Consider the following 1,881-nt stretch of genomic DNA (forward strand, 5'->3'; position numbering starts at 1 on the left):
CGCCAACTCCTACGCCGACACCACCCCCCAGCTTGCTGGAGATCACGGCCCGTTGGTTGGGGATCCCTTGGCCTCCCCAGCGGCAAGAAACCAGCCCAGTGAGGTTGAGCGCCCGCTTCCTGGATATCCCACTACCCCCGAAGCCGCGCCGCTCCGCCAGCCCCTCACCTCAGCCTTCCCCCAGTTCGGAAAGAGAAGAGAGAAAGCAGCAAGGCCGCGAAACCTAGTCCGCATCCCTGGCCTCTGGAGATCTAGGCGCCCGCAGTCACCGGCTCCGTTTCTCGAACGCGCAGCTTTTCACAGGGGATGGTGTCTGCCAGAATGGAGCTGGCCATCATGCCCGTGTGAATCTCTAGCTTGGCTCCAGGCACCGCTTCAAAGAGCAGCCGCTGGCCTGGAAAGACCACCCGCTCAAAGTACCAGTTTTCGATATTCGTGATGCGAACCACCTGAATGGAGCTGGTCGCATTGATGTAGCTACAGGTTATTCGCTCTGCTCGTTTTTTATCGGGGATTGCATCGAGTGTTTGCATTGTTCAGATCACCAGCCCACTTTGCTCAGCCTATCATCTACCCTAACACCGCCTGGGGATCACTGCGGTAGTCTGCGATACGGCGATCCCAACTGGCAGAAATCAATCCTGGAAAAAATAACTTCTGTATTTTACCTTACTGTTTCGATTTCCAAGAGGGTTCTGCAATTCGAGGAAGATTTGAATTAGGATTTTTCCCCAATATGGGACAATTTCTCATAGAAAATCTCCACAGAGTAGTAGTCAGGATTACATTTTTCCGTTCCCTTGGAGTTTGGGGATCAGGGCTCTTGGATCCTCGATCCCGTCGTCGGCTGCGGCGAGGATTGGCCGGGATCCCAGTTCAGGCCCTCCACCCGCAGCTCCAGAGCCCCCGACTGGCGCACCGGATTGTACTGCAGGCTAAAGCCATAGGTGCGGCGGTCGTAGCCCAGGCGATAGACGACATCCACCTGTTGGCCCGACTGCAAATCTACCGTTGTCTCTGCCCCTACCCGCAGCGGGCCGTACAGTTGTTGCAAAAAGCCCAGGACGAGCTGTTCCCGCGTGGTGATGCGGTCAAACAAAAATGGCGAGGCTCCGGCCAAAAAACCGTTGGAGTAGGTCACCCTCAGGTTGGTGTAGTCGAAGGTATCGGCCACGAAAGCCCCGATCACCGCATCGATACCAATGCTGCCGGCGGTATAGCTCTGGGCCCGGCCATTGGAGTAAAAAGACTGGCTGCTGCTCACGCCGGTGTTGAGCCAGATCCCTTGCTCAATAGGCAGAGCGGAAAAGCGGGGTGGGGGATCCGCTGCTGTCTTGGGAGGGCTCCAGAGGGGAAAGGAGCGATTCAAGGTTGCCCCCAGTTGCAGGCGGGAGAGCTGAATGCGGTCGGTGGTGTTGGCTAAGGCCAACTCCGGCTCTGTGTCGATTTCATCCGGCTGCCCCAAGGCATCAATGTAGTCGACGGCTATGCGGTAGCTGAGATCCAAGCCGGTATTGCCCAGGCGGAGGGTGGGTGAGCGGTAGCTGGCACCGAGGCGGTTTTCCACAATTTGAAACCCCAGGCGACCGCTGAAGAAGCGTTCCCGATAGGCGTAGGTGTAGGCGACTTCTCCGCCATCGCCGGTGGTGATGCGGTGTTCGACCTGGGCTCGCAAGCGCTGAGCAAACTCCTGGAAGACGATCCCCCGCAGCTCGGCAAACAGCGAGGTTTGAGCGTTGGCTTCCGGTTGCCGCCAACGAAAATCGGCCCGCAGCCCGATCCCATCCAAAAGGCCCTGCTCACTGCCCCAAAGACGTTGTGGATACAGTTGCGGGGAGAGCACCAAGCTCACGTTGGGATCCCGCAGCAGCTCGATGTTGG

At 58.0% G+C, this 1,881-nt stretch carries 2 protein-coding genes and 1 pseudogene; 1 reads left to right on the plus strand and 2 read right to left on the minus strand.

The genetic code is table 11. The features are described from left to right. Positions 1–227 (plus strand): annotated as a pseudogene (locus tag NW837_RS10395) (hypothetical protein); the annotation flags it as partial. A gap of 24 nt (positions 228–251) precedes the next feature. Here the strand turns inward: NW837_RS10395 and NW837_RS10400 are convergent. Continuing rightward, the gene (locus NW837_RS10400; RefSeq protein ID WP_414331305.1) at positions 252–533 is read right to left on the minus strand and encodes a DUF1830 domain-containing protein; all 282 of its coding nucleotides are present in this window, start codon (positions 531–533) and stop codon (positions 252–254) included. 281 nt (positions 534–814) lie between these two features. After that, a partial coding sequence (locus tag NW837_RS10405; protein WP_414331306.1) for a DUF3769 domain-containing protein occupies positions 815–1,881 on the minus strand: 1,067 nt, incomplete at its 5' end.

This window comes from Synechococcus sp. R6-10 (assembly GCF_047461815.1).
Lineage (GTDB): Bacteria > Cyanobacteriota > Cyanobacteriia > Thermostichales > Thermostichaceae > Thermostichus.